12 protein-coding genes are annotated in these 14866 nt (G+C 67.4%); 7 read left to right on the forward strand and 5 right to left on the reverse strand.

The window, feature by feature from the left end:
- Nucleotides 1-14: 14 nt before the first annotated feature.
- Both ASC79_RS11650 and ASC79_RS11655 read left to right on the forward strand, forming a co-directional pair.
- Nucleotides 15-1199, forward strand: coding sequence for a serine hydrolase (locus ASC79_RS11650; RefSeq protein ID WP_156378250.1), 1185 nt, complete (start codon nt 15-17; stop codon nt 1197-1199).
- A 113-nt stretch (nt 1200-1312) separates the two neighbouring features.
- A complete protein-coding gene (locus ASC79_RS11655; RefSeq protein WP_056016141.1) occupies nt 1313-2587 on the forward strand; it encodes a tetratricopeptide repeat protein in 1275 nt (424 codons plus the stop codon).
- Here ASC79_RS11655 and ASC79_RS11660 read toward each other — a convergent pair.
- Nucleotides 2584-6006 carry an indolepyruvate ferredoxin oxidoreductase family protein gene (locus ASC79_RS11660; RefSeq protein ID WP_056016144.1) on the reverse strand — a complete coding sequence of 1141 codons (3423 nt, stop codon included), beginning with the start codon at nt 6004-6006 and terminating at the stop codon, nt 2584-2586. The genes ASC79_RS11655 and ASC79_RS11660 overlap by 4 nt on opposite strands.
- A 141-nt stretch (nt 6007-6147) precedes the next feature.
- On the opposite strand from ASC79_RS11660, the gene ASC79_RS11665 reads away from it, so the two are divergent.
- The 3 genes from ASC79_RS11665 to ASC79_RS11675 all read left to right on the forward strand — a co-directional run bounded on the left by ASC79_RS11665 (nt 6148) and on the right by ASC79_RS11675 (nt 8286).
- Nucleotides 6148-6645 (forward strand): Lrp/AsnC family transcriptional regulator, encoded by a 498-nt coding sequence (locus ASC79_RS11665; RefSeq protein ID WP_056016151.1) that lies wholly within the window; start codon nt 6148-6150, stop codon nt 6643-6645.
- Between the two features lie 48 nt (nt 6646-6693).
- A complete protein-coding gene (locus ASC79_RS11670) occupies nt 6694-7584 on the forward strand; it encodes a pirin family protein (RefSeq protein ID WP_056016154.1) in 891 nt (296 codons plus the stop codon).
- An 84-nt stretch (nt 7585-7668) separates the two neighbouring features.
- Entirely contained in the window at nt 7669-8286 is a 618-nt protein-coding gene (locus ASC79_RS11675) for a glutathione S-transferase family protein (RefSeq protein WP_056016157.1), read from the forward strand.
- A gap of 34 nt (nt 8287-8320) precedes the next feature.
- On the opposite strand, the gene pgsA is transcribed toward ASC79_RS11675, so the two are convergent.
- Genes pgsA through ASC79_RS11695 form a run of 4 tightly spaced genes read right to left on the reverse strand, consistent with a single transcriptional unit; the run spans nt 8321 to nt 12981 of the window.
- Complete coding sequence (pgsA, locus tag ASC79_RS11680) at nt 8321-8944, reverse strand: CDP-diacylglycerol--glycerol-3-phosphate 3-phosphatidyltransferase (protein ID WP_056016160.1); 624 nt, start codon at nt 8942-8944, stop codon at nt 8321-8323.
- Nucleotides 8945-8962: 18 nt separating this feature from the next.
- Nucleotides 8963-9235 carry a hypothetical protein gene (locus ASC79_RS11685; protein WP_056016163.1) on the reverse strand — a complete coding sequence of 91 codons (273 nt, stop codon included), beginning with the start codon at nt 9233-9235 and terminating at the stop codon, nt 8963-8965.
- A 43-nt stretch (nt 9236-9278) separates the two neighbouring features.
- Entirely contained in the window at nt 9279-11147 is a 1869-nt protein-coding gene (gene uvrC / locus ASC79_RS11690) for an excinuclease ABC subunit UvrC (RefSeq protein ID WP_156378251.1), read from the reverse strand.
- A gap of 46 nt (nt 11148-11193) precedes the next feature.
- Nucleotides 11194-12981: a long-chain-acyl-CoA synthetase gene (locus ASC79_RS11695; protein ID WP_056016169.1), complete on the reverse strand. Its 1788-nt coding sequence runs from the start codon at nt 12979-12981 to the stop codon at nt 11194-11196.
- A 172-nt stretch (nt 12982-13153) separates the two neighbouring features.
- Here ASC79_RS11695 and ASC79_RS11700 point away from each other — a divergent pair, with 172 nt between their 5' ends.
- Entirely contained in the window at nt 13154-13888 is a 735-nt protein-coding gene (locus tag ASC79_RS11700) for an HAD family hydrolase (RefSeq protein WP_156378252.1), read from the forward strand.
- 233 nt (nt 13889-14121) lie between these two features.
- A complete protein-coding gene (locus ASC79_RS11705; RefSeq protein ID WP_056016173.1) occupies nt 14122-14790 on the forward strand; it encodes a hypothetical protein in 669 nt (222 codons plus the stop codon).
- Nucleotides 14791-14866 lie beyond the last annotated feature (76 nt).

Here is a 14866-nt window from a genome sequence, read left to right on the forward strand (position 1 = left end):
GCGGGAGGGCGGCCATGCACGCAATGAAACTCACCCTGGCGGCGGCGTTCCTGCTGGCGCCCGTTGCGGCGCAGGCGGCGGCCGACACGCCGTTGCCGGGCGGCGCGGCGGTTCTGACCTGGACCCCCGAGCAGCAGAAGCTCGGCTACAAGTCGATGGAGAAGGTCGTCCCCTACAAGGTGGTGAAGCGCGGCGAGCACGTGTTCCCGCTGCCCGGCGGCGCCTCCATCGAGGACAAGGTGAAGGTGGCCATCGGCGGCAAGACCATGAGCGTCGCCGACTACATGGCCGCCTACCGCGTCTCAGGCCTGCTGGTGATCAAGGACGGCAAGGTGGTGCTGGAGCGCTACGGCCTCGACAGAAATGCGGACGACCGCTGGACCTCGTTTTCGGTCGCCAAGTCGGTGACCTCGACCCTGGTCGGGGCGGCGATCAAGGATGGCTACATCAAGAGCCTGGACGAGCCGGTTACGACCTACGTGCCCGAGCTCAAGGGCGGCGCTTATGACGGCGTCACTGTCGGCCAGCTGATCACCATGACCTCCGGCGCCAGGTGGAACGAGGACTACACCGACCTCAATTCCGACGTCGCCAAGGTCGGCCAGGCGGTGACTGAGCCTGGCGTCAATCCGATCGTAAGCTACATGCGAAAGCTGCCGCGCGACGTGACGCCGGGCGCCAAGTTCCACTACTCGACCGGCGAGACGGACCTGGTCGGTATCCTGGTCTCCAAGGCGACCGGCAAGCCGCTGGCGACCTATCTGTCGGAGAAGATCTGGGCGCCGTTCGGAATGGAGCAGGACGCCATCTGGGCCGAGGACGTCGCAGGCCACGAGCGCGGCGGCTGCTGCATGTCGATGACCCTGCGCGACTATGGCCGCATCGGCATGTTCATCCTCGGCGGCGGCAAGGCCGGCGGTCAGCAGATCACGCCAGAGGGCTGGACCGCCGACGCCACCCGCTCGCACGTCGCCGTCGATCCCGCGCATCCGGAATACGGCGACTACGGCTACTTCTGGTGGGTTAATCCAAAGGCCGGCGCCTATGAGGCGATCGGCATTTTCGGCCAGGCGATCACCACCTTCCCGAAGGACGACCTCGTCATCGCGATCAACTCGGCCTGGCCGGCGGCTGACACCGCAGAGCTCAACGCCGCGCGCGACAGCCTGACGGCCGCCATCCGCGAGGCCGCGAAGTAGGCCGCCCAGGAGGGCCGTCGCCGACCGTCCTTAGATTGCCGCCATCGGCCGCCGCTCGTATAACTCCCGACAAGTACCCCACCATTTTTCAGGCCCCTTCGATGGAGGCGTAGATGAGCGTGCGGGCGTTTTCCGGAGACATTCTGAGCGGCGCCAGCGCCGGCGCGGCCGAGCGGTACGAGCAGGCCCTGGAGGCCTACTACTGCTACGCGGGCGATCCGATGACCCTGCTGGACGAGGCCTTGGCCGACAGTCCGCAGTTCGTGATGGGCCATGCGCTGAAGTCCTACCTGACCTTGATCGGCGCCAACGCCGAGACCTCGCAGATCGGCGTCGCGGCCCTGGCCGACGCACAGGACCTGCCCGCCAACGACCGCGAGCGCGGGCACCTGGCCGCCCTCGCCAAGATGCGCGACGGCGAACTGAAGGCCGCGGCCCGGATCCTGGAGGACCTCGCCATCGCCAATCCGCGCGATGGGTTGGCCCTGCAGGTCGGGCACCTGATCGACTTCCTGGTCGGCGACAGCCGCATGTTGCGCGACCGCATCGGACGGGCGTTGCCGCAATGGTCGCCCGGCCAGCCCGGCTACCATGCCCTGCTGGGCATGCACGCCTTCGGCCTGGAGGAATCCGGCCACTACGAACGCGCCGAGGAGGCCGGTCGGAAGTCCATCGAGCTCAACGCCCGCAACGGCTGGGCCCGCCATGCGGTGGCCCACGTGATGGAGATGCAGGATCGCCGCCGCGACGGGATCGCCTGGTTCCGCGGCGATGTCCCGTCATGGACCGAGGAGAGCTTTTTCCAGGTGCACAACTGGTGGCATCTGGCGCTCTTCCACCTGGGCCTGGACGAGGTCGACGAGGTGCTGGCGCTGTATGACGGCCCGATCTGGGGCGCGAAATCGGATATGGCGTTCGACATGGTGGACGCGGCGGCGCTGCTCTGGCGGCTGCACCTGCGCGGCGTCGATCTGGGCGAGCGATGGGAGCCGCTGGCCGACGCCTATGAGGCCAAGGTCGACAAGGGAACCTACGCCTTCGACGACGCCCACGCGATGATGGCCTTTGTCGGCGCCGGGCGACCGAAAGCGGCCAAGGCCCTGCTGGAGCTGCAGGCGAAAGCCCTGACCAGCGGCGTGGACAACGCCGGCTTTACAGGCGAGGTCGGTCTGCCGGTCATGCAGGCGATCCATGCGTTCGGCGAGGGCCATTTCGGCCAGACCGTCGATCGTCTGCGCGAGGTGCGCAACCGCGCGGCCCGCTTCGGCGGCAGCCACGCCCAGCGCGACCTCCTCGACCTGACGATCATCGAGGCCGCCGGACGCAACGGCGATGGGGCGCTGAAGGCGGCGCTGCTCGCCGAACGCGCCAACGCCCTGCCGATCTAGGCCGTCGCGGCCTCCCACTTGGCCCAAAGCTTGGCCTCGTCGGCCTTGGCGACCTTCACCGAGGCTTCCTTGATGTGGCCAAAGCCGCGGATCGCCTGCGGGACCTGGGCGATCTGGGTCGCCAGGGCCAGGCGCCCGGCGTCGAGGCCCGGCAGCAGCTTGTCGAGACCGGCCTCGTACTCGGCGATCAGGCCGCGCTCCATGCGCCGCTCCTCGGTGCGGCCGAAGATGTCCAAAGGCCCGCCGCGCAGGCTCTTCATCCTGGCCATGATCGGGAACGCGGTCTCCAGCATCCAGCCGCCGAACTCGATCTTCTTGGGCTTGCCGTCCGGACCCTTGGGCGCGATCAGCGGCGGCGAGAGCAGGATCTTGGCCTTGCCGCCCTTGAAGGTCTTGCCGCGCTCGGCCGCGAACCGGCCGTCGGTATAGAGCCGCGCGACCTCGTACTCGTCCTTGTAGGCCATCAGCTTGTAGAGGTTCACGGCGACGGCGCGCGTCAGAGCGTCGGCGCCCAGCGGCGCCTCGGCGGCCGCGACCTTGGCCACCGTGTCGGCATAGCGCTTGGCGTAGGCCGCGTTCTGGTAGGCGGTCAGCTCGCGGGTCCGATGGGCGATCAGTTCGTCCAGCGGCATGGTCTCGGGCGTCGGCGTGTGCTCCTCGGCGGCCCGGGCCAGGCTGGGATCGTGCGCCACGCGGCGGCCCAGCTCGAACGCCTGGAGGTTGGCCTCGGCCTGCACGCCGTTCAGGCGGATGGCGCGATAGACCGCGCGGCTGGAGAGCGGGATCAGGCCCTTCTGCCAGGCGAAGCCGACCATGATCATGTTGGCGTAGATGGCGTCGCCGAAGGTGGTCTCGGCCAGATGGTGGGCCGGGCATTCGTCGTAGGCCTTGCTGGCCGCCTTGATCCGCCGGGACATGGCGCCGCTGTCGAAGCGCACATCGCGGTCGGTGACGAAGTCGGCGGTCGGCGCGAAGTCCTCGTTGCCGACCGCGACCGTGCGGTCCTTGGCGTAGAGCGCCAGCGCGTCGGCGCCGGCCGCCGAGAGGATGTCGCAGGCGATCAGGACGTGGGCGCTGGCCGCCGGCACGCGGCCGCCGACGACGGTGTCCTCGGTCTCGCCGATGCGGACGTGCGAGAATACCGCCCCGCCCTTCTGGGCCAGGCCGGTCATGTCGACCACCGACGAAGCGCGCCCGTCGACGTGCGCGGCCATCGCCAGGATGGACGCGACTGTGGTCACGCCCGTGCCGCCGATGCCGGTGAAGACGATGTTGCGTACGCCCTCCAGCGGCTCGAACGTCGGCAGCGGGGTCGAGTCCGCGGTCAGCGCCGGCATGGTCTTGGCCTGGGCGTTCTCGCCGCCTTCGATGGTGACGAAGGACGGGCAGAAGCCGTCCAGGCAGGAATAGTCGGTGTTGCAGGTCGACTGGTTGATCTTCCGCTTGCGGCCGAACTCGGTGTTCAGCGGCTCGACGGAGACACAGTTCGACTTCTTCGAGCAGTCGCCGCAGCCCTCGCAGACCAGTGGGTTGATGAAGACGCGCTTGGTGGCGACCTCCATCGACCCGCGCTTGCGGCGACGGCGCTTCTCGGTGGCGCAGACCTGATCGTAGAGCAGCACCGTGGTCCCGGGCGTCTCGCGCAGCATCTTCTGCACGGCCATCAGCTCGGAGCGCGGCTTGACCTCGACGCCCGGCGCCAGGTCGGTGGCGCCCTCGTAGCGACTGGGATCGTCGGCGACGATCACCGTCTTGGCGACGCCTTCGGAGGCCAGTTGGCGGGTGATCTGGGCGGGAGTGAAGCCGCTCTCGGCCGGCTGGCCGCCGGTCATGGCGACGGCGTCGTTGAACAGCAGCTTGTAGGTGACGTGCGAACTGGCGGCCACCGAGGCGCGGATCGCCAGCGAGCCGGAGTGATTGTAGGTGCCGTCGCCCAGGTTCACGAACACATGCGGTTCGGTGGTGAACGGCGCCGAGCCGACCCAGGTCAGACCCTCGCCGCCCATGTGGCTGTTCAGGTCGGTCTGCGGGTCGTTGAAGCTGGCCATGTAGTGGCAGCCGATGCCGGCCAGGGCGCGCGTGCCTTCCGGCAGGCGGGTCGAGGTGTTGTGCGGACAGCCCGAGCAGAAGAACGGTTTGCGCTGCTGGTCGGCGGCCAGGGTCACGGCGGCGACCGAGGCGGCCGACACGCGGCTGAGATAGTCGTGGACCCGCTCCATATGCGGTCCGGGCGGAAGTCGGTCGGCGATCGCCAGCGCGACCTCGGCCACCGAAAGCGAGCCCAGCGTCGACAGCAGGGGATGGCCTTGCTCATCGACCTTGCCGACGATCTTGGGCCGCGCGTGGGCCGGCAGGTCGTAGAGCGCGGCGCGGGCCTGGGTCTCGATCAGCGGCCGCTTGTGCTCGATGACCATCAGCGTCTCGAGGCCGGCCGCGAATGAGCGCAGCCCCGTCGGCTCCAGCGGCCAGGGCATGCCGACCTTGTAGATGGCGACGCCGAGATCGGAGGCCTGTTTGGACGAGATGCCCATGGCGGCGAGCGCCTCGATCACGTCCTTGTAGGCCTGCCCTTGGCAGACGATGCCGAGGCGCGGCCGCGAGGATCCGAGCATGACCCGGTCAAGACGGTTGGCGCGGGCGAAGGCGAGCGCAGCTGGAATCTTGAAATTGCGGAGCCGGCGCTCCTTCTCCAGCGGCTGGTCCTTCAGCCGGATGCCGAGGCCGCCGGCCGGCATGTTGAAGTTGGTCGGGACGACGATCTGGTGACGGTTCACCGACACGTCGATGGTGACGCCTGAGTCCATGGTGTCGGCCAGCGCGATCAGCCCGACCCACAGGCCCGAGAACCGCGACATGGCGATGCCCATCAGGCCGTAGTCGAGCACTTCCTGCACGTCGGCCGGCGACAGCACCGGCATCTCGAAGTCCTGGAACGCGAACTCGGACTGCGACGGCAGGGTGGAGGATTTGCAGGTGTGGTCGTCGCCGGCCACGGCCAGCACGCCGCCCTTGGACCAGGTTCCGGCGAAGTTGGCGTGCTTGAACGCGTCGCCGGTGCGATCGACGCCCGGCGCCTTGCCGTACCACATGCCGGTCACGCCATCGAACTTGGCGCCCGGGAACAGATTGGCCTGCTGGCTGCCCCAGACGGCGGTGGCCGCGAGGTCTTCGTTGAGGCCTTCCTTGAAGACGACCTCGGCTTCCTTGAGGAACTTGCCGGCGCGGTGGGCCTGCTGGTCCAGGCCGCCCAGCGGCGAGCCGCGATAGCCCGACACGAAACCGGCCGTGTTGAGGCCAGCGGCCTTGTCCAGCCGATGCTGATCCATCATCACCCGGAGCAGCGCCTGAACGCCGGTGATGAAGACTCGACCTTCCGTGAGCAGGAATTTGTCGTCGAGCGTCACGTCAGCGTGCCGCATAGCAATATCTTTCCTTTTCGGCTCCCCAATGGCTATAGAAGATCATATAAGATCGATGGAATTGCTTGCCAAAGGCGTGCCCCTCCAAAGCCATTTCGGGGCAAGAATGACGCCGACATATGCCGTTTGATGGAGGAAATATTGTCCGAGGCCCTCGACGCGGTCGATGCCAAGATTCTGGATCTGATCCAGCATGACGCCGGATTGTCGGTCGCAGAGATCGCTGAACGGGTCGGATTGTCCTCCAGCCCCTGCTGGCGGCGGATCAAGCGCCTGGAAGACACCGGCGTCATTCAGCGCCGCGTGACGATCCTGGACCGCGACCTCCTGGGCCTTGGCTTCGAGGTCTACTGCACCGTCAAGCTCAGCCTGCCGACCAAGGACAACCTCGACGCCTTCGAAAGTGCGATCACCAAGCTGGCCGAAGTCGTGCAGTGCGCCACCGTAACCGGCGCCGCCGACTATGAACTGCGCATCGTGACGCGCGACATGCATGCCTTCGACGATTTCCTGCGCGACAAGATCCTGTCGCTGGGCCTGGTGTCGAACATCGAAAGCCGGATCGTCATTCGGTCCGTGAAGCACACCACCGCCGCGCCCCTCGGCCTTGTCAGCCCCTATGTGAGCGCGCAAGGCTAGCCTCCTTCCTGCACCTCCCCTGCAGGAGGAAACGCAGGGAGCGGGAAAATGATCGACCTCGTCATCGACCAACGGCGCAAGGACCTCGGCGGGTTCGAGGTCGGACGCGTGCTGCCGTACGCCAAGCGGCGGATGATCGGGCCCTTCATCTTCTTCGACCACATGGGGCCGGCGGACTTCCAGGCCGGCTTCGGTCGCGAAGTGGATGTGCGGCCCCATCCGCACATCGGCCTCTCGACGCTCTCGTATCTGTTCGAAGGCGAGATGACCCACCGCGATTCCGTGGGGGTCACCCAGCCGATCCGTCCAGGCGAGGTCAACTGGATGACCGCCGGCAGCGGCATCACCCACTCCGAGCGCTTCGAAACGCTGCGCGAGAAGGGCGGCCGAATGAACGGCATCCAGACTTGGATCGCCCTGCCGGTCGAGGACGAGGAGATGGCGCCCTCATTCAGCCACTACTCGCCCGACGTCCTGCCGACCCATGAGGAAAAGGGCATGTGGGCGCGGCTGATCGCCGGCCAGGCCTTCGGCGCCTCCTCGCCGGTCCAGACCCATTCGCCGATGTTCTACGTCCATTGGCATCTGAACGCCGGCGCCCAGGCGCAGCTCCCGGCCGAGTATCCCGAACGCGCGGCCTATGTGGCCCAGGGCATGGTCGAGGTGGACGGGCGCCAGTACCACGAGGGCCAGATGCTGGTGTTCCTGCCCGGCCAGCCCGTCCTGTTCACCGCGATCAGCGACGCGATCGTCATGCTGCTCGGCGGCGAGCCGATCGGTCCTCGGCTGATCGAGTGGAACTTCGTCTCCTCGTCCAAGGACCGCCTGGAACAGGCCAAGGCCGATTGGCGCGCCGGACGCATGAAGCTGCCCGACGCCGACGACCAGGAGTTCATCCCCCTGCCCGAGCCGCCGCCGCCCGCCAATCCGATGTCCTAGTCGCCCAATCGCGACAAACGGACTTGATCGACCCAAGGTAAAGCGCGCGAGATGCCGCCCAAGCAGAAGTCCAGGGAGGACGGCATGAAACTCTATTCTTCGATGGGCCCCAATCCGGCGGTCGTGACGATGTTCCTCGCCGAGAAGGGCGCGGAGCTGCCGACCGAGAAGGTCGACCTGATGGGCGGCGAAAACCGCCAGGCGCCCTACGTGGCCAAGAACCCGGCCGGGCAGCTGCCGTGCCTCGAACTGGACGACGGCTCGCACCTGGCCGAGATCACCGCCATCTGCGAGTACTTGGACGAGAAGCTGCCGGGCCCGTCGCTGATCGGCGCGACGCCCGAGGAGCGCGCCGCCACCCGCATGTGGGTGCGCCGTATCGATCTCAACATCTGCGAGCCGCTGACCAGCGGCTTCCGCTATGCCGAGGGCCTGCCGCTGTTCCAGAGCCGCATGCGGACGATCCCGCATGCCGCCGGGGATCTAAAGGAACTGGCCCAGGAAAAGCTGACCTGGCTCGACGGCCTGATGACCGGCAAGACCTGGGTGGCCGGCGAGCGCTTCACCCTGGCCGACATCATGCTGTTCTGCTTCCTGCAGTTCGGGGCCACGGTGGGCCAGCCGCTCAACCCCGAAAACAAGAACATCGTCGCCTGGTTCGAGCGCGTGAAGGCTCGGGCCGGCGAGAAGGCCCCGGCCTGAGCGACCACGTGGGGCTCGCGGCGACGCGGGCCCCCTACTTCGTCATCAGCGCCTTGCGGGTCTGTTCCCAGTACTGCGCGCCGGTGATCAGGGTGACGATCGTCGCCAGCCACATCAGGCCGTGGGCGAAGAGCACCACCGGCTGCTCGATGGCCGGATCGGCAGGCAGGCCGAATGCGCCCCACGACGCCACCAGCAGCTCGGCCGCCAGGGCGGTCAATTGCAGCGTCGTCTTCCACTTCGCCAACATCGTGACCGGCAGTTTCACGCCCTTGCCGGCGCCGACTTCGCGCAGCGCGCTGACCGTGAACTCGCGGAACAGCATCAGGCCCGCCGGCAGCACCACCGCCGGCTGACCGCCCATGGCCAGCAGGCCCAGGATCGCGCCGCAGACCAGCACCTTGTCGCCGATCGGGTCGAGGATCGCGCCCCAGACCGTGACCGCGTCGAGCTTGCGCGCCAGCCAACCGTCGAAGAAGTCGGTGACGGCGGCGATGACGAACGACCAGAAGGCCCAACGCTGCAGTGAGAACTGCGCCTCAGGCGTCAGGCGCTCGCTGACATAGGGCACGGCGCCGGCCGCCGTCGCCAGGGCCAGGAAGACGAAGAGTGTCAGGACCAGCCGCAGCGAGGTCAGGATGTTCGGCAGAGCTTTCATGGCGCGCTGGACTGTCCTTTAGGTGGCCGGCGTCAGCTCGACCGTCTTGGTTTGCTTGGCATAGACGCAGATTCGCTTGTCCGCGCCCTCCCGTAGCACGGCAAGCCCGTGGGTCTCCGTACCGACAGGGTGGACCAGCACTTCCGGCGCCTTCATTCCCGTCGCCTTGGCCGCGGCCAGGCACTTGGCGCCCACGTCCGCGCGGAACTCTTCCCAGGCCTGCGGCGAGCTGGCCTGGCTCACGGCCGGGATCAGGGCGGCGAGCACGGCTACGGCGGCGATGCGGAACATGAGCGTCTCCTCGTTGATCAGGACGAGCAGACTAGCCGCATGCTCAACCCTTGCGGAAGAAATCGAAGATCCGCTGCGCCAGCGCCTCGCTCACCCCGTCGACCTTGGCGAGGTCGTCGACCGAGGCGCGGCTGACGCCCCGCGCCGACCCGAACGCATGCAGCAGGGCGCGCTTGCGGCCCGGCCCGACGCCGTCGATCTCGTCGAGCGGGTTCTTCTTGATGTCCATGGCGCGCCGGGTCTGGTGGCTGCCGTTGGCGAAACGGTGCGCTTCATCGCGCAGGCGCTGAAGGTAGTAGAGCACCGGCGACTTGGGCTCGAGCATGAAGGGCGTCTTGCCCTCGATGAAGAAGCGCTCCAGGCCGGCGTCGCGGTCCGGCCCCTTGGCGACTCCGACCACGTCGATGTCGTCCACGCCCAGGTCGGCCATGATCTCCATCACGGCGGCCAGCTGGCCCGCCCCGCCGTCCACCAGCACCAGGTCGGGACGCGGCGGATTCTCGCCGGCTTCCTCGTCCTTGACCATGCGCGAGAACCGGCGGCGCATGACTTCCTTCATCATGCCGTAGTCGTCGCCGGGGGTGAGGTCGGTCCCCTTGATGTTGAACTTGCGATACTGGCCCTTCTGGAAGCCCTCCGGGCCGGCGACGATCATGCCGCCGACCGCGTTGGTCCCTGAGATGTGGGCGTTATCGTAGACCTCGATGCGCTCGGGACTGGCCTCCAGACCAAAGGCCTCGCAAACTCCGGCCAGCAGCTTCGACTGGGCCGAGCTCTCGGCCATCTTGCGGCCCAGGGCCTCGCGGGCGTTGGTCAGGGCGTGATCGACCAGCTGGGCCTTCTCGCCGCGCTTGGGCTGGTTGATCTCGACCTTGCGCCCCGCCTTCAACGCGAAGGCTTCGGAGAGCAACTGACACTCCGAGGGTTCGATGTTGGTCAGGATCAGCCGCGGGATCGGCTTGTCGTCGTAGAACTGGCCCAGGAACGCCGACATGACGTCGACGTCCTCGTCGGTCCTGTCCACACGCGGGAAATAGGCGCGGTTGCCCCAGTTCTGGCCCGCCCGGAAGAAGAACACCTGGACGCAGGCCTGGCCGCCCTCGGCGTACAGCGCGAAGACGTCGGCCTCCTCAAGGGTCTCAGGATTGATCTGCTGCTCCTGCGCCACCGAGGCCAGGGCGCGGATGCGGTCGCGGATCCGGGCGGCGCGTTCGAACTCCATATCGTCCGAGGCGGCCTGCATCTCGGCCGACAGCTTGCCGACGACCGCGCGGCTACGCCCGCGCAGGAAGTCCTCGGCCTGTTCGACCAGGCCCGCATAGTCCTCGAGGCTGATCAGCCCGGTGCAGGGGGCCGCGCAGCGCTTGATCTGGTGCAGCATGCAGGGCCGGGTGCGGCTCTCGTAGACGCTGTCCGAGCACGAGCGCAGCAGGAACGCCTTCTGCAGGGTGTTCAGCGTCTTGGTCACCGAGTGGGCCGAGGCGAACGGTCCGAAATAGTCGCCCTTGATCGTGTGCGCGCCGCGATGCTTGCGCAGCTGGGCGGCGGCGTGGTCGCGCCGGATCACGATCTCGGGGAAGCTCTTGTCGTCGCGCAGCAGCACGTTGAAGCGCGGCTTGAGCTGCTTGATCAGGTTGATTTCCAGCAGCAGCGCGTCGGTCTCGGTGCGGACCGTGACGAACTCCATCGAGCGCGTCAGGTCGACCATCAGGGCGATGCGCTGGGTGTGGAAGCGGCCCTGGGCGTATTGCAGCACCCGCTTCTTCAGCGAGCGCGCCTTGCCGACGTAGAGGACCTCGCCGCCCTCGCCCATCATGCGGTAGACGCCGGGCGCGTCGGGCAGACGGCGCACCTCGTCCTTGATCAGGGCTGCACCCTGCAGGGGCGCGTCTGCGGTCACTTCGGTCGGCATGTCGCCAATATAGGCGAGTCCGCGCCCAGGCGTAGGGCGCGCGGCGCTAGAGCTTCACGCCGCCGGCCAGGATCTTCGCGTGGCCGGGCTTGGTCATCTTCACATAACCCTTGGTCGGGTCCTTGTAATAGACAACGCCCTTGAACAGGGCCGGGTCGAAGCCTTCCGCCACCAGGTCGATCTTGCGGTACTTGAACGTGCCGGTCGTCTCGATCGCCGGCAGGATCCGCACGAAGACCGGCTGGGCGTAGGACGGCAGTTCGCGGTTCACCACCTCCTCAAAGACCTTGATGTCGAAGTCGGGATCGACGACGAGGCCCGCCATGCCCGCGCGGCCGTCGGCGCCCTCGACCTCGACGCCATAGACATTGGCCTCGGCGACGCCGGGAATGGCCTGCAGATGGCCGGCCACCTCGCCGGTCGAGACGTTCTCGCCCTTCCAACGGAAGGTGTCGCCGATGCGGTCGACGAAATAGAAGTAGCCGTCGGCGTCGGTCTTCATCAGGTCGCCGGTGCGGAACCAGGCGTCGCCCTTCGTGAACACGTCGCGCAGGATCTTCTTGTCCGAGGCGGCCTTGTCGACATAGCCCGTGAACTCGCTGCGCGCGTCATGGCCGATCTTGCCGATGCACTCGCCGATCTGGCCAGCGCCGGCCTCGATGCACAGCCCGTTGACGCTGCGGACTTCTTCTTCCTTTTCGACGTCGAACTGGACGAGCCGGAAGTTGAAGCGATCCTTCAGCCACTTCGGCACGCGTCCGATCGCCCCGACCTTGCCGTCGAAGTTGAACATCGAGACGTTGCCTTCGGTCGCCCCGTAGAACTCGAGAATCTCCGGGATCCGGAAGCGGCTCTTCATCTGCGCCCAGACGTCGGCGCGCAGGCCGTTGCCGAAGGCCAGGCGGATCTTGTGCAGGCGCTCGCCCTCGACCTCCTCATGATTGACGAGGTAGCGGCACAGCTCGCCGATGTAGACGAACATGGTGCAGTTCTCGGCGACGACGTCGTCCCAGAAGTGACTGGCGGAGAACTTCTTCTTCAGCACCACCGAACCGCCGTTCAGCAGCGCCGCGCCCAGGGCGCAGAGCCCGCCCGTGGCGTGATAGAGCGGCAGGGCGACGTAGATCCGGTCCTTCTCGTTCGCCCCGGTCGAACCGGCGAAGCCGCGCATGTAGAGCTGCGCCCGCACGTGGGTGATGCGCGCGGCCTTGGGCAGGCCGGTCGTGCCGCTGGTGTAGATGTAGAGCGCGGTGTCCTTGGCGGTCATGCCGTCCCGCACGGACCGGTCCGGCGGCAACTGGCTGCAGCTCTTGAGCGCCTGGCTGAGGTCGCGCTGGTCGCCGTGCGCCTGCCCCAGCACCCATTGCTGCATCGTCCGCTCCAGCAGACCCTTGGCCTGCTCGAAGGCGGGCGAGGTCTCGCTGTCGACGATGACGTGCGCCGCGCCGGAGATGTTCAGACAGTGCGCCAGCGGCGCGCCGGCCAGCTGGTTGTTGATCAGGGCGGTGACGGCGCCGATCTTGGTCAGGCCGTACCAGATCGGAAAATACTCAAGCCGGTTGGGCAGGAAGAGCGCCACGGTCTGACCGCGCCGCACGCCGATCCCCTTGGCCCAATGGGCGAAGCGGTTGGCGATGGCGTCCATCTCGCCATAGGTGATCGTCTTGTGCTCGAACGTCAGGGCGGGACGGTCGCGCCATTGATCGACCGCCGCCTGAATATCGTCGCAGATCAGGTTGGGCGAGGTCGGCGCGATGGTTTTCACCCTCTTCAGGGTGCGCCTGAGATTGCGAAAGAACCGCCAATCACGCTCCAGACGGGCCTTGAGTCGCATTCATTCCCTCCGACGTATCGCCACCTTGGAGGCGCCCGGTCAGAGGGGTCAAGCTGAGCCGTCGCCCCTCGCGGTCACACACGCGTCAGGCGAGCCAAAGCGTGGCGCCGAGGACTCACCTGCCGCCCTCCGCTCTGGAATCCGACCCGTTTCACTGGCACTGGAACTGGGCATGGACGCCCTGCCCAAAGCGATTCTCTTCGACCTCGACGAAACCATCATCTCGTTCGGCTCTCGCCGCCTCATCCTGCAGGAGGTGATCGAGGAGTTCGCCGACCACTTCGCCCCCGTGGCGCCGGAAGACGCCGCGGTCGCGATAGAGGCCGGCTTCCGACGGTTCTGGTCTGACGAGTCGCGAGCGGCCATCTGGCGCCAGAATCTCGGCGCGGGCCGCATCCTGGCGGTGGAGGAAGGCTTTTCCGAACTCCACGGCCGCGCTCCGGGCCTTACGCCGGCGTTCGCCCGCACTTTCGGCGAGCGGTTCCATGTCTACCGCGAGGAGCAGGCCAAGTTCTTTCCCGGCGCGCTGGAGACGGTCCAGGCCTTCCGCGACCTCGGCGTGAAACTGGCCCTCGTCACCAACGGCGCGGCTGCGCCGCAACGGGCCAAGGTCGAACGCTTCAATCTGGCCCCGCTGTTCGACCACGTGCAGATCGAGGGCGAGGCCGGCTTCGGCAAGCCCGAGGAGCAAGCCTATCTGCACGCCATGCAGGCGCTGGGCGTCGCCCCGCACGAGACCTGGATGGTCGGCGACAATCTGGAGTGGGAGGTCGTCGCGCCCCAGCGGCTCGGCATCTACGCGATCTGGCACGATCATCTGGGCGAGGGCCTGCCGCCAGACAGCGCGATCAAGCCCGACAGGATCGTGCGCTCGATCGCCGAGTTGAACCCGACCCGCAAGGAATAGGGCGGGATCGCGGCGAAAGCCGGCCGAACGCGCCTCAGTTTAGACAAGCAATCGCCCGTCGCTGATTCCGAACAGGCAGTGCAACGAAGAAAATTTCACCCTCTTCACGGCCAATTATCCCTATGAATTCAGGATTTTCAGGCACTCGGAAAGATCTTCCGCTCCGGTAAACTACGGAACGCAATCTCAGGCTCGGCCGTTGCTCATTTCGACCCATGACCGGGAGATCCGAAATGACCACGACCTACGATCCTATCGCTCGACAAAACTTCGAGACGCCGCGTTCGGCGGCTCGCGCCGAAGCGAACCGCGCCGATGAGGCGCCGGTCTTCGCCCCGATCTATGCCCGTCGCCCGACCAAGCGCAGCGGACCGCCGGTCCAGCTGATCGTCGGCGGCGTCGTCACCGCCGGCGTGCTCGCCACGGCCGCCTTCCTGATGATGCGGCCTGGCGATGGCCTGATGGCCGAACAGGAGGCCGCAACGCCCGCCGCCGCCCCGCCGGTCACTGAGATCGCCGCGATGCCTGAGGTGCCTCCGCCGGCGACCAGTGCGGCTGCCCTGACCACCACCACCGCCGCGGCGCCGCCGGCTCCGCCCGTGATCGAGCGTCAGGCCGCGCCGAGAGCCGCGCCGGTCCGGACCGCCAGCGCCCGCCCGGCTCCGGCCCCCGTGGCCGACAGCCCCGAGACCTGGGCGAGCGACGCCAGCGCGACGCTGCCGTCGGCGCCGGTCCCGTATTCGGCGATCGCACAGACCCCGGCTGGCGCTCCGGCGATCGCGCCCCCGGCGCTGACCGTCACGCCGGAGGCTGAAGCGCCGGCTGTTCCCATGACGCCCGATCCGGCCGCGTCCTCGGCCCCGGCGCCGGCTCAGGAGAGCCTTGGCGAGCCGACGCCCTAAAAGCGTCGAGAGCGACGGAGGAAGGCGACTCCCGCACGGGAGTCGCCTTTTTCGTGCATCAAGCGTGACCACACCC

This window comes from Phenylobacterium sp. Root1290 (assembly GCF_001425305.1).
GTDB lineage: Bacteria > Pseudomonadota > Alphaproteobacteria > Caulobacterales > Caulobacteraceae > Phenylobacterium.